The sequence below is a fragment of the Pseudonocardia hierapolitana genome (assembly GCF_007994075.1).
In the GTDB taxonomy this organism is placed as follows: Bacteria; Actinomycetota; Actinomycetes; order Mycobacteriales; family Pseudonocardiaceae; genus Pseudonocardia; species Pseudonocardia hierapolitana.
On record NZ_VIWU01000001.1, the window covers coordinates 6,034,168 to 6,052,482 of the forward strand.

Genomic DNA, 18,315 nt, shown 5'->3' on the forward strand with positions numbered 1-18,315 from the left:
AGGCGCCGGATCACACCACCTTGCGCGCCGACTCGAGGTGCCCGGCCACCTCGTTCATGTACGCGGCCTGTGCGGAGTAGTCCATCGTCGCGAACACCCACGAGTAGACCTGGCGCGCCTGTCCCGCAGGCGTCCGCGCGAACGTCGGCTGCGCGAGGATCTGCTCGGCGGTCATGTCGTCGATCCTCGACTCGAGCACGACGTCGGCGGGCAGCGAGCCGACGTTCTCCCAGCTCACGATCTCCCAGTAGTAGGCGGAGCCGCCCGGGTCGACGAACCGGACACCGAGGTCGGCGAACGCCGTGAGCGTCGGGTCGTCGGGGGCCTTCGCGACGTAGAAGCCCTCGGCCGGGTACGCGGCCACCACCAGCACCTGCAGCCCGGACATCGCCGCCGCGCGCAGGCGGTCGGCCGCCGCGTCGTAGTCGGCGCGGGCGCCGGTGACGACCGCCGGATCGGCGCCGATGGCGAGCGCCAGCTGCGCGGTGCGGTCGATGACCTGCACCGCCGACCCGTCCATCGTGATCGCGACGATCGGGGCGATGCGGGCCGCGGCCTCCTGCTGGGCGAGGTCGGCGAACCCGTAGAGCGGGGCCTGCGGGTCGATCGTGCCGGCGGCGTCGACGGGGTAGGCGTGCGTGACGATCAGATCCGGCTCGGCCGCTGCGAGCGCTTCGAGGTCGATCTGCCCGTACATCGGGCCGAGCTCGGCCACGCCGGACAGGTCGCGCCCGGCGAAGCGCTCGTCCTGGCTGATCCCGGTGTAGCCGAACGCCGCCACCGGCTGGATCCCGTAGTTCCACAGCGACGCGACGACGTCGGTGAGCCCGGCGATGCGGGTGGGCCGCTCGTCCAGCGTGACGGTGTGGCCGAGGTCGTCGGTGTAGGACCAGCTCCCGCTGCCGGTGGTCTCGGGCGCCGCGGTGGAGCAGGCCGTCACGGCAAGCAGGCCGGCGAGGAGCAGGCCGAGCAGTCGCATCGAAGATCTCCCGGGAGTAAGGAAGCCTCACCTTACTAACTGGAGCGGCTCGCCGCTCCGGACTGTGTGCACCCGCACGCCCCTGAACGTCGAGGTGGGCCTACTGCTCGCCCGGGCGCCTCGCCGCCGTCGGGGTCACCTCCGTGGCGCCGCGCGCGAAGCGGGTCGGGCGGAAGGCCGCCAGCAGCGGCGACTCCGCGCCGAACAGCTCGTCGGTCACCAGGTCACCCAGGAGCGGGGCGAGGGTGATGCCGCTGTGGGTCGCCACCGCGTAGAAGCGGCGGTCCGGGTCGGCGAAGCCGGCGATCGTCAGGCCGTCCGCGGGCAGCGGGCGTTGCCCGACGCGGATCTTCTCCAGCCGAGTGCCCCCGGTGAGGGCGAGCACGTCGGGGAGCCGGCCGGTGATCTCGGCGGCGAGCGGGCCGTCGGCGGGCGGTGGGGCGGCCGGGTCGGCCGCGCCGTCCAGGTCGAGGGCCTGCAGCAGCAGCCGGCCGCCGCCGTCGGGGCGCACGTTGAGCCGGGAGTGGGTGAGGATCCGCGAGAGCCGGGCGGGTACCGGCTCCGTCGTGGCCAGGAACCCGACGGTCGCCGATCCGGCCAGGTCCGGGTCGAGCAGGGGGACGTCGAGGCCGGCGAGCGCCGCCACCGAGGTGCTCCACCGGCCCGCGCAGCTCACGATGACGTCGGCGCCGTGCTCGTCACCGCTCGCGGTGGTGACGGCGGGCGCCCCGAGGTCGATGCCGGTCACCTCGGTGTGCGGCACCACCGTCGCGCCCCGGTCGCGGGCCTCCCCGAGCAGGCGGGCGTGCAGCAGGCCGGGCAGGGTGTGGGCCTCTTGCGGGTAGAACACGAACTCGGCGTCGGCCGGCGCGACGAGGTCGGGTTCCAGGGCCAGGGCCTCGGCACGGGTGAGCCGCCGCACCGGGTAGCCGCGGCCCTCCAGCTTCGCGACGCGCGCGGCGAGCTGCGTGGCGTGCTCGTCGGTGGTGGCCCACTCCAGGTGCCCGGTGGGGAAGAACCACGGCGTGGGCCCGCCGGCCAGCGCGTGGTGCGCCGCGACGCCGGCGTTGTTGAGCTCGAAGTAGGGCAGCGGGTCCTTGTTGTTCGCGTTGACCCACGCGAACGACGTCGTGGTCGTGCCCGCGCCGGGCCGGCCGGCGTCGAGCACGGTGACGTCGGCGCCGCGGCGGGCCAGCGCCGTCGCGACGGCCGCGCCCACGACTCCTGCTCCGATCACGATGACGTGCACGGGGAACTGCTCCGATCTCAGCGGCTGGTGCCGAACAGCCGGGCCGGGTGGGCTTACTGCAATTCGTGGCTCAGCTCGCCGGCTGCACGTCCGGGATGCCGTCCGCCGGAGGCTGCGTCGGTGCCCCGGTGGCCTCCCTGATCGGCGCGTCGCCGTTGTCGGTGACGAGCACCGGGGTCAGGTTCTGCGTGGTGCCGCCCGCGATCCGGGTGACCTGCACGCCGGAGATGCCCGCGTGCCGGTCGGCGGAGTACCGGAACGGCGCGGCCCACGGGCCGGTGAACGAGCCGCCGGCACGCTCGACCGCATCGACGATGCCCTCGCGCGTCGGGTTCGGGCCCGCCGCCTGCAGCGCCTGCACGAACGTGTACGCCTCGGACATGCCGTAGACGCGGTAGTTGGTGAGCTCGCCCTCGCCGCCGTGGGCGTCCCAGACACGCTGGAAGAGCTGCGTCCAGGGGTTGTCCGGGGTGTCGACGCCGGGCAGGTACTCGGTGGTCAGCACGCCTTCGAGGAGCCCGGCGTCGGTCACGGCGCCCTCCGAGAACCGGGCGAGCAGCGATCCGACCAGGGCCGGGTCGGACCCGATGTTCGAGTAGATCCACTGCGGCCGGTAGTTCAGCCGCAGCGACTGCAGCTGCGACAGCGCCGTGTACGACGGGACGTTGAACCCGATCACGAGGTCGGCGCCTGCGGCCTGCAGCGCGGCGATCTGCGGGGCGACGTCGGTGTTGCCGGGCGTGTACCGCTCCGCGGCCACGATCTGGTTCTCCAGGTAGCGGCGGGCGCCGATCTCGGCATCCCGGCCGAGGTCGTCGTCCTGCAGGAACAGCCCCACGCGCGCCTGCGGGAAGTTCTGCGCCACGTACTGCCCGATGATCTTGGCCTCGATCTCGTAGTCGGGCTGCCAGCCGAACGTCATCGGGTTCTCCGCCGGCTGGTCCCACAGCAGGGAGCCGGAGGACACGAAGAGGTCGGGCACGCCCTCGCTGTTGAGGTGGTCGAGCACGGCCGAGTGGGTGGGCGTGCCGAGCCCGCCCATCATCGCGAAGACCTGGTCCTGGAGCACCAGCTCGTTGACGACCTGGCTGGTCTGCGTCGGGTTGTAGGCGTCGTCGCGGAAGACGTACTCGATCTGCCGCCCGTGGATGCCGCCCGCCGCGTTGACGAAGTCGAAGTAGGCCTTCGTGCCGGTCGGGATCTCGCTGTAGCCCGGCGCGGCCACGCCGGTGAGCGGGAAGTGCGCGCCGACCTTCACCGAGGTCGGGGTGATCCCGACCTCGGCCTCGGTGCCGGCGCCGCCCCCTTCCGGGCGACCGCCTGCGCCGCACGCGCTGACCAGCACCGCTGCGGCCAGAGCGGCGCAGAGAGCCGTTGCCTTCATCGTGTCCTCCTCCTGCGACCCCAGACCGTCTTCAGCACGCCCACCACCCCCGTCGGGGCGAGCAGCATCACGAGGATCAGCACCACGCCGTAGACGAACGGCGCGAGCTGCGCGGCCTGCGTGCCGTCCAGCCCGGCGCCGATGCCGAGGTTGGTGACCGCGGGCGGCAGGAACACCAGCAACGCGCTGCCGAGCAGGGCGCCTGCGAGGCTGCCGAGCCCGCCGACGACCACCGCCGTGAGCAGCCCGAGCGAGAGCACGATCGTGAACCCGCTGGGCGCGGCCAGCCGGACGACGACGCCGAGCACCGCGCCCGCGAGCCCGGCGCACGCCGCGCTGACCACGAACGCCAGCACCCGCACCCGCCCCAGCCGGATCCCGGCGAGCTCGGCGGCCACCTCGTCGTCGCGCACCGCGCGCCACACGCGCCCGACCCGGCCGGCCATGAGGTTGGCGAGCAGCAGCAGGACCAGCAACAGCGTGCCCCAGCCGAGGTAGGCGAGGTACTTCGCGCTGGGCGTCTCGTGTGCGAACAGGAACCAGATCGTGGCGTCGAACCAGCCCGGCACGTCGGGCGAGGCGATGCGCAGGCCCTGCTCGCCGCCGAGCGTGTGGTCGAAGTAGATCGCCAGGCCCGGCACCGCGACGGCCAGCGCGAGCGTGGCGCCCGCGAGGTACGGCCCGTGCAGGCGGGCGGCCGCCGCTCCGACCACCGCGCCGACCAGCGCCGTGACGGCGGCGGCGGCGAGCATGACCAACGGGAGCGGCAGCGCGCCCTCGCCCTCGGGGCCCAGCAGCAGGCCGGTCGTGTACGCGCCGACGGCCATCAGCGCGCCGTGGCCGAGTGAGATCTGGCCGTTGAGCCCGGTGAGGACGGTCAGCCCGGCCGCCGCGATCGCGTAGTACGACATCGTGGCGAGCTGCGAGTTGCGGAACGGGCTGGTGAACTCCAGCACGAGCACCACGACGACCAGCGCGATGACGACCGCGAGCCCGTGCCGTGCGAACGTCGAGCGCGGGCGCCACCGGAACCGGCGCTCGCGGACCGGAGCGGAACGGGTGGAGGGCCGGTCGGTCTGCTGCACCATCAGACCCTCCGCGCCGCGGTCCGGGCGAACAGGCCCTGTGGCCGCACCAACAGCACCGCGACGAGGATCGCCAGCGCCGCGAGCGCGACGAGCTCGCTGCCCAGGTACCCGCTGACGTAGGAGAGCAGCAACCCGATCGTCAGCCCGCCGACGACGGCGCCGCCGGGGGAGTCGAGCCCGCCCAGCACCGCGGCCACGAACCCGTAGACGATCACGACGTCCATGTAGGCGGGGAACACCAGGCTGCCGCCTGCGATGAGCAGCCCGGAGAGCGACCCGACGACCGCGGCGAGCGCCCAGCCCAGCGTCAGCATCCGGCCGACGCGCACGCCGAGCAGCCGCGAGACCTCCTGGCTGAACGCGGCGGCGCGCATCTTCAGGCCGAGGTCGGTGAAGCGGAAGAGCGCGACCAGCCCGAGCATCACGACGACCACGGCGACGATCACGTAGATGCTGTTGGCGGTGAACGCGATGTTGACGCCGCCGACGGTGAAGCCGCGCAGGTCGAACGGGGCGGGGAAGGACCGGAAGGTCGAGCCGAACAGGATCGCGGCGAGCGCCTGCAGCGCCACGAACAGCCCGAGCGTGACGATCACGGCGTTGAGCTCCGGCCCGCCCTCGACCGGGCGGATGACCAGCCGCTCGACCAGCGCCCCCAGGACGAGCCCCGCCAGCAGCGCCACGACGAGCCCGACCCAGTACGACTGCCCGGCCTCGATCACCGTGAGTGCGAGGTAGGTCGTGAACATGCCCATCGCGCCCTGGGCGAAGTTGACGATCCGCGTCGAGCGCCAGATCAGCACCAGGGCGAGCGCGAACGCGGCGTAGATCGCGCCCTGGCCGAGGCCCGTCAGCGTGATGTTGAGGAACTGCTGCATCCCGCTGGCTCCCTAGAACCCGAGGTAGGCGTGGCGGAGGGCGTCGTCGGCCGCGAGGGTGGCCGCGCGGTCGCGGGCGACCACCCGGCCCAGGTTCAGCACGATCCCGACGTCGGCGATGGACAGGGCGCTTCGGGCGTTCTGCTCCACCAGCAGCACCGTGGTGCCCTCGGCGTCGACGAGGCCGCGCAGCAGCTCGAAGATCTGGGCCACGATCCGCGGCGCCAGCCCGAGCGACGGCTCGTCCAGCAGCAGGACCGACGGCCCGGTGAGCAGCGCCCGCCCGATCACGAGCATCTGCCGCTCGCCGCCGGAGAGCACGTGCGCGTCCTGGCGGCGGCGCTCCCGCAGCGGCGGGAACATCTCGTAGACCTGCGCCAGGCCCCGCCCGTCCCGGCGCCGCGACGCCCCCAGCATGGCCCCGAGCCGGAGGTTCTCCTCGACGGTCAGCTCGGTGATCACGCCGCGGCCCTCTGGGACGTGCGCGATGCCGGCGCGGGCGATCTCCTCGGTCGCGGACCGGGTGAGGTCGGCGCCGTCGAGCAGCACCTGCCCGGCAGACGGCCGCACCAGCCCCGAGATCGTGCGCAGCAGCGTGGTCTTCCCCGCCCCGTTCGCCCCCAGCACGGCGGTGATCTGCCCCGGCTCCGCGCCGAGATCGACCTCGTCCAGGGCGGTGACGGCGCCGTACGACGTGGTGAGCCCTCGCACCTCGAGGCTGCCGGTGCTCACGCCGCGGCTCCGGGGGAGTTCAGGAAAGCCACATTCAGGGCCCCGGAGTACAGGAATGTGGCTTTCCTGAACCCCCGGGGCGTCGTCGCGATCATGAACGCGCCGCCTCCTCACCCAGGTACGCGTCGATGACCGCCTGGTCGTCCCGCACCTTGTCCGGGGTGCCGTCGGCCACCACCCGGCCGAAGTCGAGGACGGTGATGCGGTCGCAGACGCCCATCACGAGGTCCATGTGGTGCTCCACCAGCACCACCGACATCCGGGCGGTGAGCCCCCGGATCAGCTCGCCCAGCTCGGCCATCTCGTCGGCGCCCAGCCCGCTCGCCGGCTCGTCGAGCAGCAGCAGGTCGGGTTCCGCGGCGAGGGCGCGGGCCAGCGCCACCCGCTTCTGCACGGCGTAGGGCAGGCTGCCGGGCAGCCGGTCGGCGTAGCCGTCGGCGCCCAGCTCCGCGAGGGCGGCCATGGCGCGCTCGCGCAGGGCGCGCTCGTCGCGGTCGGAGCGGGCCAGCGCGAAGAGCGAGGCGGCGAACCCGGCGCGGCGATGACGGTCGGCGCCGACCATCACGTTCTCCGCCACCGTCAGGCCGCGGAACAGGCCGACGCCCTGCAGCGTGCGGGCGACGCCCATCGCGGCGAGCCGGTGCGGGCGCAGGTCGCGTACCGGGCGGCCGTGGCGCAGGACCTGGCCGGTGTCGGGTCGCACGAAGCCGCAGCAGACGTTGAACAGGGTGGTCTTGCCCGCCCCGTTCGGTCCGATCACCCCGTGCACGGCGCCCGCGGTGACGGCGAGCGAGACGTCGTCGAGCGCCACGAGCCCGCCGAACCGCACGCCGGCCCCCGCCACCGCGAACACCGGGATCTCTTCGGCGGGCGGCTTCACGGAGTGCGTCCTCCCGGGTGGCAGCGGTGACCCGGTTCACACCTTGGGCGCAGCGCCCAACGAGCGCCATGGGCGGGCCGCCCAAGATCCCGCCCGCGAATCTGGGCGGTGCGCCCGTAGGGGCTGGACTGTGCTGTGCGCTCTGCTGCACAGTGCCGGGATGTTGCCCACCGGGCGCCCGGGCCGTCGGCTGCGGCCGGCCGCGGACGAGGCGCTGCGGATGCTGGGTACCGCGCTGCTCGACGACATCGACGGGCTCGCCGACCGGCTCACCGTGCTCGTGCTGCAACGCGAGCCGGTCTACGCCGAGCGCGACATGATCGAGGAGTTGCGCGCCGCGTGCCGGGCCAACCTCGAGCGGGGCGTCCAGGTGGTCGCCGACCAGGTGCCCGACGGCGTGGACCCGCAGGACACGTCCTGCGACACCGGGCGGCGGCGGGCCCGCGCGGGCGTGCCCCTCGAGGTCGTGCTGCGCGCCTACCGGCTGGGCGGCCGCGTACTCTGGGAGGCGCTGCTGGAGGTGTCGCGCCGCCGGTTCGCAGGCGCGCACGACGAGGCGCTGCTGGACGCGGCGAGCTACGTCTGGCGGGTCAACGACAGCAGCTCGTCGGCGCTCGTGCAGGCCTACCGCCAGGAGGAGCTGCGGCTGCAGAGCCACGACCTGGGCCGCCGCCACGCCGTGCTCGACGGGCTCATCGAGGGCCGCGGAGGCGACCCGGCCTTCCTGCGCGACGCCGCGACCGTGCTCGGGCTCCCGGAGACGGGGCCGGTGCTGTGCATCGTCGCCCCCGTCGACCCGTCGGGGGAGGACGCGCTGCGCGGGCCGCAGGAGGTGCTCGCGGCCGTCGGCATCGCGTCGGCGTGGTTCCTGCGCCCCCGCGACGAGGTGGGCGTCGCCGCGCTCGGGAACCGTTCCCCGCAGGTGGCCGTGGACGCGCTGCGTCCGTGTGCGGCCGGCCGGGTGGGCGTCTCCCCGGTCGTCGACGGGCTGGGCGCCCTCGACACCGGCTACCGGCTCGCGCACACCGCCGCCCGCACCCTCGCGGCTCCCGGCCTCGCGGTGCTGGACGAGCGGCTCCCCGAGGCCCTGCTCGCCGACAGCCCCGAGCTCGCCCCGCGCGTGGTGCGGGCCGGCCTCGGCGGCCTGCTCGACCTGCCGACCGCCGACCGGGACTCGCTCCTGCAGACCCTCGAGCAGCTGCTCGCCGCAGGCGGCTCACCCACCCACGCGGCCTCCGCGCTCTTCTGCCACCGCAACACCGTGATCTACCGGATGCGCCGCATCGAGGCCGCCACCGGGCGCTCCCTCGGCGACCCCCGGGACCGCCTGCTCCTCACCCTCGGCCTCCTGGCGGCCAAGATCATTCCGATATCGCGCTCAGCGCCCTGAGCAGGGCGGAGCCCGTGGTCTCGCAACGATCGACCGTTCTGGGATGCGCGGGATCGCCCCCTAGAGGGCGATGAGCGGGGATCTCGGAAGGATCATGCTCGGGGAGCCGATCGGTGGTCGGATACCCTGATCCCCGCCCGAGCGACGCGGCCGCCGAGGAACCCGCCGCGCGTCGTGGACGTTCACCGGATGCCCGCCGACGCGACTGCCGGGCGCCCACGGAGAGAGGAACCGGCATCCATGGCCCTGCTACCGCTGGTGAACGCGCTGGTTCGCCCGCTCGTCCCGCGGAGCCTCCGGCCACTGGTCGCGGAGAAGGCGTACACGGCGCGCGCACTCGCTGAGGGCGGCCCCGCCACGTTCGCCGCGGTCGCCCAGGCGTGGCGCCCGCACATGGCGGCATCCGCGCTCGCCGGCGCCGTCCTGCTGGCCACCCGCCCCCGCACCCGCGTGCTCGCCGCCGGCCTCGCGGCGGCCGGGCTGGCCGCCGGTGCGCCCGTAGGGCGGCGCGCCGCCCGAAAGCCCGGCGCGGCACCGGGGCCGGGCGACGTCACCGTCGTCACCGCCAACGTGCGGCACGGCAGCGCCGACACCGGCGCGCTCGCCGCGCTGGTGGCCGACGAGCGCCCCGACTTCGTGGTGCTGCCCGAGGCGGGGGCCGACTTCCGCGACAAGCTCATGCCGTTGCTCGCCGGGCTCGGCTACCGCGCCTGGGTGGCCTCGGGCGGCAGGCGCCGCGACGGCGGCGACGTCGTCCTGCTGGTGGGCGAGCGCGCGGGTGACGTGCGGGTCCGGCCGGGCCACGGGATGCGGCTGCCCCACCTCGAGGCCACCGGCGGGATCCTGGGAGAACGCACCCTCTACGCCGTGCACCCCACCGCGCCGATGTCGCGGCGCAGCACCGCCTGGTGGCACGACGAGCTGGCGCTCATCGGGAGCTGGTGCTCGGGCCCGGTGGCGCCGCTGGTGGCAGGCGACTTCAACGCCACGCTCGACCACCCCGCCCTGCGCGCAGCGCTCGGCCGCTGCCGCAGCGCCGCCGACGGCACGGGGCGCGGCCTGGCCGGCACGTTCCCGGCGGGCGTTCCCCGCTGGCTCGGCATCCAGATCGACCACGTGCTGGTGCCCGCCGACGCCGTCACCACCCGGTTCGAGGTGCTCGACCTCACCGGCAGCGATCACCGTGCCGTGCTCGCGCGCCTCCGCCTGACCGGCTGACGCGGCTACGCGTCGATCACCTGGCCGACGCGCACGGCGTTGCCTGCCGGGTCGACCACGGTGAACTCGCGCATCCCCCACGGCTTGTCCTCGATCTCGTGGAGCCGCACCAGCCGTTCGCCCGCGGCGATCCGGGCGCGGAGCTCGGTCGTCAGCTCGGGCGTGAGGCCGCTCGCCGGGGCCGGGTACAGGACGCCCTCGCGGGCGAGTTCGGCGCGCAGCGAGTCGTGGAGGGCCTGCGGGTCGGTGACCCGCAGGTAGATGCTTCCCGCGGTCACGTGCGGGTCGTGCTCCGGGAACCGGGCCAGGTGCAGCTCGGTCGACGGCCTCCGGTGCAGGATCACGTAGTCGTCGTAGCGCGACCCGACCTCGAACCCGAGCCGGGCGTAGAACCCGGCCGCCTCGTCGAGGTCGAGCACCGTCAGGATCGGGACCGCGCGTTCCCGATCGTCGCCCGTGTCGGTCACACCGCGATGCTGCCACGGACGTCGAACCGGTACTGCGCGGCGAGCGACCGCACGGCGAGGGCCGAGGGGACGCGGCGCAGCAGCGCGTCGCGCAGCCTGCCGCGCCACCCGGTGAGGCCGAGCAACCGGTGCATGCGGCGGCACTCGCGCTGGAGATGCGACGTGCGGGGCCGCCGGATCGCGTCGTAGCCCCGCAGCGCGGCAGGCACGCCGGCCGCGGAGGCCCCGTCGAGCACGGCACCCAGCATCACGGCGTCCTCGAACGCCTGGCAGGCGCCCTGCCCGAGGTCCGGGGTCATCGCGTGGGCGGCGTCGCCGAGCAGCGCGACGCGGCCGACGGCCATGGTGGGCAGCGGGTGGACCAGCTGCTGGGTCTCCACGACGTGCACGGTCTCGGCCGGCGTGGCGTCGAGGAGCGCGACGGTCGACGGGTGCCATCCGGAACGGCGATCGCGCAGCCAGCGGTGCCGGTCCGCGGGATCGGCCGGGGCCGTGCCGTGCCACGTCGTGTACCAGTAGACGCCGCCGTCGGCGAGCGGCAGGCAGCCGAAGCGGTCGCCGGTGTGGTGGTCGACGAGCTCTCCCACCGGCAGCGGGACACCCGCCGGTGCAGCAGGGGCGATCGCGCGCGCCGCGTACTCGCCGGACCCCGCGAGGCCGGGGTGATCGGGCAGCAGCGCGGACCGCAGCCTGCTGTGGGCGCCGTCGGCGACGACGACGGCGTCGGCGTGCACGGGGCCACCACCCGTGCGGAGCTCGACGTGGTCCCCGGCGTCGTACAGCGCCGTGGCGGGCGTTCCGGTGAGCACGATCCCCGGCGCCAGCGCGTCGGCGAGCAGGCCGTGCAGCCAGGAGCGGCGGACGACGACGAGCGGCGCCCCGGCGCGCTCCTGCACGGCGGCCAGATCGGCGGTGACCAGCGGGTTCCCGTGCCGGTCCCGCATCCCGCCGTCGGAGTCGAGGGGACCGGCCTGTGCCCGCACCGGCCCCCCGAGCCCGAGCGCGTCGAGCGCGAGCACGCCGTTGGGCATGATCCCGATGCCCGCCCCCGTCTCGCGCAGCGCGGGCGCCCGCTCCAGCACGGTGACGGTGTGCCCGGCCCGGTCCGCGGCCACCGCCGCCGCCAGCCCGCCGAGCCCTGCCCCGATCACGGCGACGTGCATGCTTCCCCCTCTACATCTGTAGAGTCGGATCGTACCCGATCTGGTTCTACAAGACGTAGAGGTTTTATGTCCGACCGCCGCACCGAGATCCTCGACGGCGCCCTGCACGTGCTGGCCGAGCGCGGCATGCGGGGGCTCACCCACCGCGCCGTGGACGCTGCGGCCGGCATCCCCCCGGGCAGCACGTCGTACTACTTCCGCAGCCGTTCCGCGCTGGTCGCGGGCTGTGTCGAGCGGCTGCTGGAGCTCGACTTCGCGGTCGAGGGGCGGGTCGTCTCGACCGTCGAACGCGAGGGGCGCGGGCTGGTCGAGGCGCTCGTCGACGCCGCCATCGCGTTGGTCACGACCCAGCGGTACCGCACCGTGGCCCGATACGAGCTGAACCTCGCCGCGCTGCGCGACCCGCAGCTGAAGGAGGCGTTGCTGCGCGCAGGCGACACCGTCAGGGCGTTCGCCGCGGACGTGCTGCGGGGGCACGGTGCCACCGACGCCGACCGTTCCGCCGAGGAGATCACGGCCACGCTGGACGGCCTGATGTTCACCGCGCTCGTCCGCGGCCCGTGCGAGCCGGCAGCCCTCGCGGCCGTGTTCGGGCCGGCGCTGGAGCGGGCGCTGCGGGCCCAACCGGGCGTAGCCGTCCCAAGGGACGTGGCGCAGGACACGGAGGAGTCGTAGGGTCCGCGAGATCGTCCCAGTCGCTGCGGAGGGCCGGCGTGAAGAAGCTGATCAATGATCCTGCCGACGTCGTCACCGAGGCCTTGAGCGGCATCGCCGCGGCCCATCCCGATCTGCGGGTCGACCTCGAACACAAGATCGTCTACCGGGCGGACGCGCCCGTGCAGGGCAAGGTCGGGCTGCTGTCCGGCGGCGGGTCGGGGCACGAGCCGCTGCACGGCGGGTTCGTCGGGCCCGGCATGCTCGACGCCGCATGCGCGGGCGAGGTGTTCACCTCACCGGTGCCCGACCAGATGCTCGAGGCCACCCGCGGCATCGACGGCGGAGCCGGCGTGCTGCACATCGTGAAGAACTACACCGGCGACGTCATGAACTTCGAGATGGCCGCCGAGCTCGCCGCCGCCGACACCGGCGTCGAGGTCGTCTCGATCGTGACGAACGACGACGTCGCGGTGCAGGACAGCCTCTACACGGCCGGCAGGCGGGGCGTGGGCGTCACCGTGCTGGTCGAGAAGCTGGCGGGCGCCGCGGCCGACGAGGGACGTGACCTCGCGGGCGTGGCCGCGATCGCCCGCCGGGTCAACGAGGCCGGGCGCAGCATGGGCATGGCGCTCACGTCGTGCACGGTGCCGGCCGCGGGCCGGCCGACGTTCGACCTGCCCGACGACGAGATGGAGATCGGCATCGGCATCCACGGCGAGCCGGGCCGTCGTCGGGTGCCGCTCGCACCCGCGCGCGAGGTGGCGGAGATGCTCGTGGAGCCGATCCTCGCCGACCGGGACTTCACCGGCGACGGCGGCACGCTCCTGTTCGTCAACGGGATGGGCGGCACGCCGCAGTTGGAGCTGTACCTGATGTACAACGAGGTGGCACGGATCCTCGCGAAGGCCGGGGTCGGCGTCGCGCGGTCGCTGGTGGGGTCGTACATCACGAGCCTGGAGATGGCCGGCTGCTCGGTCACGCTGCTGCAGCTGGACGACGAGCTGCTGCGGCTGTGGGACGCGCCCGTCCGCACCCCCGGCCTGCGGTGGGGCGCCTGATGGCCGCCCCCGACGAGTTCGCCGTGATCGACGCGGCCGCGGTCGAGCGCTGGATCCGCGCGTTCGCGGCCGCCATCGCCGAGAACGAGCAGGAGCTCACCCGGCTCGACTCGGCGATCGGCGACGCCGACCACGGCGCCAACATGAACCGCGGTTTCAAGGCGGTGATCGCGAAGCTCGACACGGCCTCCCCGGACGATCCGGCCGCCCTGCTGAAGCAGGTCGGCATGACGCTCGTCAGCACCGTCGGCGGTGCCAGCGGCCCGCTGTACGGCACGTTCTTCCTGCGGATGGCCACCGCGATCGGCGACGCAGGCACGCTCGACCAGAAGCTGTTCGCCGCGGCCCTGCGGGCGGGCGTCGACGGCGTGGTCGCGCGCGGCAAGGCCGAGGCGGGCGACAAGACGATGTACGACGCGCTCGCCCCCGCCGTCGACGCCCTCGACGCCGCGCTCGGCGGGGAGGACACGGGGGGCGCGCTGCGGGCCGCCGCGGACGCCGCAGCGCAGGGCCGCGACGCCACCACCCCGATGCAGGCCCGCAAGGGCCGCGCCAGCTACCTGGGCGAGCGCAGCGTGGGCCACCAGGACCCCGGCGCAACGTCGGCCGCCCTGCTCCTGCAGACGGCGGCGGACACGCTCGGATGAGCCTGCCGCCGCTCACGCCCCACCGCAGCACGGCCACCGTGCTGCAGAACGGGGTGGCGGCGTGAGCGGGCTCGTCGGGATCGTCGTCGTCTCGCACAGCCGCGCGCTGGCCGACGGTGCCGTGGCGCTGGCGCGGGAGATGGCGCCGGGGGAGCTCGCGATCGAGGTGGCCGCCGGGCTCGACGAGACCACGTTCGGCACCGACGCCGTCGCGATCGCCGCCGCGATCGGCGCCGCCGACTCCGGGGCCGGCGTGGTCGTGCTGATGGACCTCGGCAGCGCCGTGCTCTCCGCCGAGCTGGCGCTCGACCTGCTCGACGACCCGGACGCGCGCGATCGCGTGCTGCTGTGCCCGGCGCCGCTCGTCGAAGGGCTGGTCGTCGCGGCCGTCACGGCGGCCGGCGGGGCCGACCGGGAGGAGGTGGCCGCCGAGGCGGCGGCCGCGCTCGGTGGGAAGCAGGCCCAGCTCGGCGGCGCCCCGTCGGACGCGCCTCCGGCCCCGGCCGGAGACGCCGGGGTCACCGCCGAGTTCACCGTCGCCAACCCGCACGGCCTGCACGCGCGCCCCGCCGCACGGCTCGCCGCCCTCGTCCGGAGCCTGGACGGGGCCCAGGTGCGGGTTCGCAACGCGACCACCGGGTCGGACTGGATCTCGGCGGCGAGCCTCGCCGGGCTCACCGCGCTGGGTGCGCTGGCCGGGCACCGGGTCGAGGTCGGCGCGACGGGTCCGGGCGCGGGTGCCGCCGTCGAGGCCGTGCTCGGCCTGGCGTCCCGGCACTTCGACGAGGCGCCCACCGCGTCGCAGCCCGCGCCGGTCGCCCAGCCGGCGGCACGCGCGTCCGGTGGAGGGCCCCTCCCGGCCTCGCCGGGGATCGGCATCGGGCCGAAGCGCGCGGCCGAACCGCCGGTCCCGGTCGTGCCGGACGACCCCGCCGCCGACCCTGCCGTCGAACGCGAGCGCCTCGACGCGGCGCTGCCGGTGGTCGCGGCCGAGATCCGGGCCGGCCGCGACGCCGCCGAGCGCGAGCTGGGGAAGGAGGAGGCGGCGATCTTCGACGCCCACCTGCTCCTGCTCGACGACCCCGCACTGCTCGCCGACGCCCGCTCCGGAATCGCGGGCGGGGCGTCGGCGCCGCGCGCCTGGGCCGACGCCGCCGAGCGCGTCGCGGCCGCGTGGGAGGCCGTGCCCGATCCCTACCTCGCCGCGCGCGCCGCCGACGTGCGCGCCGTCTCCGCGCAGGTGCTGCGGACTCTCGTCGGCGCGCCGGCCCTCGTCCCGATCGACGACGGCGGCCCCGCCCCCGTCCTCGTGGCCACCGACCTCGCCCCGGCGCAGGCCGCGGTGCTCGACCCGGAACGGGTGGCGGGCGTCGTGCTCGCGGGCGGCAGCCCCACCGCGCACAGCGCGATCCTGCTGCGCGCCCGCGGGGTGCCCGCGATCGTCGCGGCCGGTCCCGGCGTGCTCGACGTACCGGAGGGCACGCCCCTCGTCCTCGACGGCGCGGCGGGCGAGCTGGTCGTCGACCCGGAGCCGGACGTGCTGGCCGCCTTCCGCACACGGGCAGAGGCGCAGGCCGAGCGGGAGGCGCAGGCCCGGCAGCAGGCGGCGGCGCCGGCCGTGACCCGCGACGGCATCGCCGTGCTCGTGGGCGCCAACGTCGGCTCGCCGGCGGACGCGGCACACGCGGCGGCGTCCGGAGCGGACCTCGTCGGGCTCCTGCGCACGGAGTTCCTGTTCCTCGGCCGGACCGAGGCGCCGGACGTCGACGAGCAGGAAGCGGCGTACCGCGAGGTCGCCGCGGCGCTCGGCGGCCGCCGGATCACGCTGCGCACGCTCGACGTGGGCGGCGACAAGCCGCTGCCCTACCTGCCGCTCCCGGCCGAGGCCAACCCGTTCCTCGGGATGCGCGGCATCCGGCTCGCCGAGGGGTTCCCCGGCCTGCTCGCCGACCAGCTCCTCGCCGCCGTCCGCGTGGCGCACGAGACGCCGATGAGCGTGATGTTCCCGATGGTCGCCACGCTCGACGAGCTGGTCGCGGCCCGCCGCGCCCTGGACGCCGCGATCGCCGCGGACGGCAGGGGGACGCCTCCCGGGCTGCAGGTCGGGATCATGGTGGAGGTCCCCGCGACCGCCCTCAAGGCGGCCGCCTTCGCGCCCCACGTCGACTTCTTCAGCATCGGCACGAACGACCTCACCCAGTACGCGCTCGCCGCCGAGCGCGGCAACCCGGCCGTCGCGGCGCTGGCCGACCCCCTCGATCCCGGCGTGCTCGGTCTGGTCGACGCGGTGTGCCGGGCGGCGGGGGAGCGGGCCCTCGTCGCGGTGTGCGGCGAGGCCGCCGCCGACCCCCTTGCCGCGCAGCTCCTCGTCGGGCTCGGCGTGCGCGAGCTGAGCACGGCCCCACCCGCGGTCCCGGGCACCAAACAGGTCGTACGCGAGCTGGACGCGGTCCTGGCCGCCCGCCGCGCCGCCGACGCGCTCACCGCGGACGGCCCGGCCGCCGTCCGCCGCGCGGCCGAGAGCGCGATCCGCGTGCAGTGACACCGCGGCTCACGTGCTGGGTCCCCCATGCGTCACCCGGATCCGCTGGAGGGACTCTCACCCCATCGGGCGCGCGCTCACGGCAGGAGCGTCACTGCACAGTTCGCTCGGTGTGCGGGGGATCGGCGGTGACGCCGTAGCGGCCGCGGTAGTAGAGCAGGGGGAGCCGGTCGGGGGTGGCGCCGAGGTCCTGGACCCGGCCGACCGCGATGGTGTGGTCGCCGCCGTCGTACTCGTTCCAGAGGGTGCAGTCGATCCAGGCGCTCACGCCGTCGAGCACCGGTGCGCCGGACGGGCTCGGGCGCCAGAGGACACCGGCGAATTTGTCGACGCCGTCTCCCGCGGAGCGGGCGAAGCCGGCGGAGAGCTCCTGGTGGTCGGCGGCCAGCACGTTGACGCAGAACGTGTCGGCCTCGCGGATCCGCGGCCAGGTGGTGGACGTGCGGGCCGCGGCGAAGCTGACCAGCGGCGGGTCCAGCGACAGCGAGGCGAACGACTGGCAGGTGAAGCCGAGCGGGCCGGCGGGGGTGGCCGCGGTGACGACCACGATCCCGGACACGAAGTGGCCGAGCACCTCCCGCATGACGGCGGGGGAGACGGGTCCGGCGGGAACACCCATGCCCTGAGCCTAAGACCCGTTGGGATGAAGTCGGGGCCTCATCGGTGTGCCCCGACCGGTGTGTTCCCGCTCAGCCGGTACACAGTGTGCTGGCCGGCGCCACCCGGCTCACGGGGAGCCCACTCGGGTGGCGCCGGTCAGGCGATCCACGTGCCCCCGGATCAGCCGGCTCAGCTGGCGTAGGCCCGCAGCCGGTCGGCGCGCTCGCCGATCCGCAGCTTGGCCATGACCTCGCGCTCGATCTGGCGCACGCGCTCCCGGGAGAGCCCGAAGCGGCGGCCGATCTGGTCGAGCGTGCGGGGCTGGCCGTCGTCGAGGCCGTAGCGCATCCGGATGACCTGCTGCTCGCGCTCCTCGAGGGTGGCGAGCACGCGACGGAGGTCGTCGTGCAGCAGGTGCGAGATCACCGTGGTCTCGGCGTCGGTGGCCTCGCCGTCCTCGATGAAGTCGCCGAGCGGCGCCTCCTCCTCGGACCCGACCGGCATGTCGAGGCTCACCGGGTCGCGGGCGTGGTCGAGCAGGTCGGCGATCTTCCCCTCGTCGATGCCCGACTCCGCGGCGAGCTCCTCGTGGGTGGCGTCGCGGCCGAGCTTCTGGTGCAGGTCGCGCTTGATCCGGGCCAGCTTGTTGACCTGCTCCACGAGGTGGACGGGCAGGCGGATGGTGCGGGCTTGGTCAGCCATGCCGCGCGTGATCGCCTGGCGGATCCACCAGGTGGCGTAGGTCGAGAACTTGAAGCCCTTGGTGTAGTCGAACTTCTCGACCGCGCGGATCAGGCCGAGGTTGCCCTCCTGGATCAGGTCCAGCAGCGGCATGCCACGGCCGGTGTAGCGCTTGGCCAGCGACACGACGAGGCGCAGGTTGGCCTCGAGCAGGTGGTTACGGGCCCGCCGGCCGTCGCGGACGATCGCCCGCAGGTCGGCGGCGTACTGCTTGTCGAGATCGCCGGTCGCGGCCTCGTCCAGCACGTGCTGGGCGAACACGCCGGCCTCGATCCGCTTGGCCAGCTCGACCTCCTGCGCCGCCGTGAGCAGCGCGGTCTTGCCGATGCCGTTGAGGTAGACGCGGACCAGGTCGGCCGCGGGGCTCTGGGCGTCGAGGTCCTCAGCGGAGAGCTCGGGGGCGATTTCCTCGGAACGGTCGCCAGAGGTGGTCTCCAGCGGGTCGGAGTCGGTACGCTGGCCCGGGATGGCGGGCCGGGCGGTCTTCGGCCCGTTGATCGTGGGCGCTGTCATGTGGTCCTCCCCTTGCGCGACCCGGGCGGGGCGTTGGCTTCAGCTGCCGCCGGGGCTCTCATGGGGGTCAACGCACCCTTTGCTCATATCGTTCCCGGATCGCCACTGTGCGCTCGTGCACTCTCAGCG

Annotated in this window: 17 protein-coding genes; 6 read left to right on the plus strand and 11 right to left on the minus strand. The window is 74.7% G+C overall.

The window, feature by feature from the left end; genetic code table 11:
• Positions 1 to 10 precede the first annotated feature (10 nt).
• The 7 genes from FHX44_RS28795 to FHX44_RS28825 form a co-directional block, all read right to left on the minus strand.
• Positions 11 to 979, minus strand: a complete 969-nt coding sequence (locus FHX44_RS28795; RefSeq protein WP_147258657.1) for an ABC transporter substrate-binding protein — start codon at positions 977 to 979, stop codon at positions 11 to 13.
• A 100-nt stretch (positions 980 to 1,079) separates the two neighbouring features.
• Positions 1,080 to 2,228: an NAD(P)/FAD-dependent oxidoreductase gene (locus FHX44_RS28800; protein ID WP_147258658.1), complete on the minus strand. Its 1,149-nt coding sequence runs from the start codon at positions 2,226 to 2,228 to the stop codon at positions 1,080 to 1,082.
• 70 nt (positions 2,229 to 2,298) lie between these two features.
• Positions 2,299 to 3,612 (minus strand): ABC transporter substrate-binding protein, encoded by a 1,314-nt coding sequence (locus tag FHX44_RS28805; RefSeq protein ID WP_147258659.1) that lies wholly within the window; start codon positions 3,610 to 3,612, stop codon positions 2,299 to 2,301.
• Positions 3,609 to 4,700, minus strand: coding sequence for a branched-chain amino acid ABC transporter permease (locus tag FHX44_RS28810; protein ID WP_147258660.1), 1,092 nt, complete (start codon positions 4,698 to 4,700; stop codon positions 3,609 to 3,611). The genes FHX44_RS28805 and FHX44_RS28810 overlap by 4 nt, the downstream gene beginning before the upstream one ends.
• A complete protein-coding gene (locus tag FHX44_RS28815) occupies positions 4,700 to 5,578 on the minus strand; it encodes a branched-chain amino acid ABC transporter permease (protein WP_147258661.1) in 879 nt (292 codons plus the stop codon). Before FHX44_RS28815 ends, FHX44_RS28810 begins: the two co-directional genes overlap by 1 nt.
• Positions 5,579 to 5,590: 12 nt before the next feature.
• On the minus strand, positions 5,591 to 6,310 hold the full coding sequence (locus tag FHX44_RS28820; protein ID WP_212612690.1) for an ABC transporter ATP-binding protein: 720 nt from the start codon (positions 6,308 to 6,310) through the stop codon (positions 5,591 to 5,593).
• 91 nt (positions 6,311 to 6,401) lie between these two features.
• Positions 6,402 to 7,190, minus strand: coding sequence for an ABC transporter ATP-binding protein (locus FHX44_RS28825; RefSeq protein WP_147258662.1), 789 nt, complete (start codon positions 7,188 to 7,190; stop codon positions 6,402 to 6,404).
• A gap of 160 nt (positions 7,191 to 7,350) precedes the next feature.
• Between FHX44_RS28825 and FHX44_RS28830 the strand changes: the two genes are divergently transcribed.
• Both FHX44_RS28830 and FHX44_RS28835 read left to right on the plus strand, forming a co-directional pair.
• A complete protein-coding gene (locus FHX44_RS28830; protein WP_147258663.1) occupies positions 7,351 to 8,580 on the plus strand; it encodes a PucR family transcriptional regulator in 1,230 nt (409 codons plus the stop codon).
• A gap of 240 nt (positions 8,581 to 8,820) precedes the next feature.
• Positions 8,821 to 9,798, plus strand: coding sequence for an endonuclease/exonuclease/phosphatase family protein (locus tag FHX44_RS28835; protein WP_147258664.1), 978 nt, complete (start codon positions 8,821 to 8,823; stop codon positions 9,796 to 9,798).
• Between the two features lie 5 nt (positions 9,799 to 9,803).
• Here the strand turns inward: FHX44_RS28835 and FHX44_RS28840 are convergent, their stop codons facing one another.
• Together FHX44_RS28840 and FHX44_RS28845 are read right to left on the minus strand one after the other, a co-directional pair.
• The gene (locus FHX44_RS28840; RefSeq protein ID WP_147258665.1) at positions 9,804 to 10,265 is read right to left on the minus strand and encodes a bleomycin resistance protein; all 462 of its coding nucleotides are present in this window, start codon (positions 10,263 to 10,265) and stop codon (positions 9,804 to 9,806) included.
• Complete coding sequence (locus FHX44_RS28845; protein WP_147258666.1) at positions 10,262 to 11,428, minus strand: FAD-dependent monooxygenase; 1,167 nt, start codon at positions 11,426 to 11,428, stop codon at positions 10,262 to 10,264. Before FHX44_RS28845 ends, FHX44_RS28840 begins: the two co-directional genes overlap by 4 nt.
• A 66-nt stretch (positions 11,429 to 11,494) precedes the next feature.
• On the opposite strand from FHX44_RS28845, the gene FHX44_RS28850 reads away from it, so the two are divergent.
• From FHX44_RS28850 to ptsP, 4 genes are all read left to right on the plus strand, one after another.
• Positions 11,495 to 12,103 (plus strand): TetR/AcrR family transcriptional regulator, encoded by a 609-nt coding sequence (locus FHX44_RS28850; protein ID WP_147258667.1) that lies wholly within the window; start codon positions 11,495 to 11,497, stop codon positions 12,101 to 12,103.
• A 38-nt stretch (positions 12,104 to 12,141) separates the two neighbouring features.
• Positions 12,142 to 13,143 carry a dihydroxyacetone kinase subunit DhaK gene (dhaK, locus tag FHX44_RS28855; RefSeq protein WP_147258668.1) on the plus strand — a complete coding sequence of 334 codons (1,002 nt, stop codon included), beginning with the start codon at positions 12,142 to 12,144 and terminating at the stop codon, positions 13,141 to 13,143.
• The gene (gene dhaL / locus FHX44_RS28860) at positions 13,143 to 13,790 is read left to right on the plus strand and encodes a dihydroxyacetone kinase subunit DhaL (RefSeq protein ID WP_147258669.1); all 648 of its coding nucleotides are present in this window, start codon (positions 13,143 to 13,145) and stop codon (positions 13,788 to 13,790) included. The genes dhaK and dhaL overlap by 1 nt, the downstream gene beginning before the upstream one ends.
• A gap of 61 nt (positions 13,791 to 13,851) precedes the next feature.
• Entirely contained in the window at positions 13,852 to 16,332 is a 2,481-nt protein-coding gene (ptsP, locus tag FHX44_RS28865) for a phosphoenolpyruvate--protein phosphotransferase (protein WP_246170643.1), read from the plus strand.
• Between the two features lie 91 nt (positions 16,333 to 16,423).
• Here the strand turns inward: ptsP and FHX44_RS28870 are convergent, their stop codons facing one another.
• Both FHX44_RS28870 and FHX44_RS28875 read right to left on the minus strand, forming a co-directional pair.
• On the minus strand, positions 16,424 to 16,951 hold the full coding sequence (locus FHX44_RS28870; protein WP_212612691.1) for a flavin reductase family protein: 528 nt from the start codon (positions 16,949 to 16,951) through the stop codon (positions 16,424 to 16,426).
• 170 nt (positions 16,952 to 17,121) lie between these two features.
• Positions 17,122 to 18,186, minus strand: a complete 1,065-nt coding sequence (locus tag FHX44_RS28875; protein WP_147258670.1) for a sigma-70 family RNA polymerase sigma factor — start codon at positions 18,184 to 18,186, stop codon at positions 17,122 to 17,124.
• Between the last annotated feature and the right edge of the window lie 129 nt (positions 18,187 to 18,315).

Bases quoted from the DNA above. Each gene is read 5' to 3' on its own strand.
- FHX44_RS28845 (WP_147258666.1), bottom strand. From the start codon at position 11,428: ATGCACGTCGCCGTGATCGGGGCAGGGCTCGGCGGGCTGGCGGCGGCG.
- FHX44_RS28805 (WP_147258659.1), bottom strand. From the start codon at position 3,612: ATGAAGGCAACGGCTCTCTGCGCCGCTCTGGCCGCAGCGGTGCTGGTC.
- FHX44_RS28875 (WP_147258670.1), bottom strand. From the start codon at position 18,186: ATGACAGCGCCCACGATCAACGGGCCGAAGACCGCCCGGCCCGCCATC.
- FHX44_RS28795 (WP_147258657.1), bottom strand. From the start codon at position 979: ATGCGACTGCTCGGCCTGCTCCTCGCCGGCCTGCTTGCCGTGACGGCC.
- FHX44_RS28870 (WP_212612691.1), bottom strand. From the start codon at position 16,951: ATGGGTGTTCCCGCCGGACCCGTCTCCCCCGCCGTCATGCGGGAGGTG.
- FHX44_RS28815 (WP_147258661.1), bottom strand. From the start codon at position 5,578: ATGCAGCAGTTCCTCAACATCACGCTGACGGGCCTCGGCCAGGGCGCG.
- FHX44_RS28830 (WP_147258663.1), top strand. From the start codon at position 7,351: ATGTTGCCCACCGGGCGCCCGGGCCGTCGGCTGCGGCCGGCCGCGGAC.
- FHX44_RS28850 (WP_147258667.1), top strand. From the start codon at position 11,495: ATGTCCGACCGCCGCACCGAGATCCTCGACGGCGCCCTGCACGTGCTG.
- dhaL (WP_147258669.1), top strand. From the start codon at position 13,143: ATGGCCGCCCCCGACGAGTTCGCCGTGATCGACGCGGCCGCGGTCGAG.
- FHX44_RS28810 (WP_147258660.1), bottom strand. From the start codon at position 4,700: ATGGTGCAGCAGACCGACCGGCCCTCCACCCGTTCCGCTCCGGTCCGC.
- FHX44_RS28835 (WP_147258664.1), top strand. From the start codon at position 8,821: ATGGCCCTGCTACCGCTGGTGAACGCGCTGGTTCGCCCGCTCGTCCCG.